Source organism: Aestuarium sp., from assembly GCF_023253315.1.
Taxonomy (GTDB): Bacteria; Pseudomonadota; Alphaproteobacteria; order Rhodobacterales; family Rhodobacteraceae; genus Marivivens; species Marivivens donghaensis.
Window position 1 is genome coordinate 1 of sequence record NZ_JALRGW010000154.1, and the last position, 686, is coordinate 686.

General features: G+C 53.4%; 1 protein-coding gene. It reads left to right on the plus strand.

Going from position 1 to position 686, the window contains the following annotated elements; all coding sequences use genetic code 11:
* Positions 1-686 (plus strand): type I glutamate--ammonia ligase (locus AC1QQ2_RS14765; protein ID WP_479713714.1); only part of this gene is annotated, 686 nt, incomplete at both ends.

Genomic DNA, 686 nt, shown 5'->3' on the forward strand with positions numbered 1-686 from the left:
CCTTTGCGTAATCATCTGCATGGCGCTGGGATTCCCGTGGAAAATTCTAAGGGAGAGGCCGAAGCCGGACAGGAAGAGCTCAACATCGCCTATGCAGACTCCCTGCTGAGTGCGGATTACCATACAATTGCCAAACACGCGGCAAAGGAAATTGGCTGGCAAAAGGGTCATGCTGTCTCTTTTCTTCCCAAGTGGCACCATAACCGCGTGGGTTCCTCCTCCCATATTCACCAGTCTCTTTGGCAAGGGGATAAGCCCGCTTTTCACGACCTTAAGGATCCAAACGGGCTTGGCATGTCCGCGACGATGAAACACTATCTTGCCGGTCTTTTGACATATAGCCGCGATTGCACATATTTCTTGGCCCCATATATCAACAGCTATAAGCGTTTCGCCAAAGGATCTTTTGCGCCAACGCGGATCATCTGGTCGGTTGATAACCGTACTGCAGGCTATCGAGTCTGCGGGGACGGCACCAAATCCGTGCGCATTGAAAACCGTATTGGCGGAGCAGATCTCAACCCGTATCTTGCCATGGCGAGCCAGCTTGCCGCGGGTTTGAGCGGAATTGAAGAAGGTCTTGATCTTCCTCCTGCCACACGGGGTGATGTATACAGGGGCCGCTCGGCCCTGCTGCCAATGACGCTTCGGGACGCTCGTACAGCGCTGGTCAAATCAAATATGCT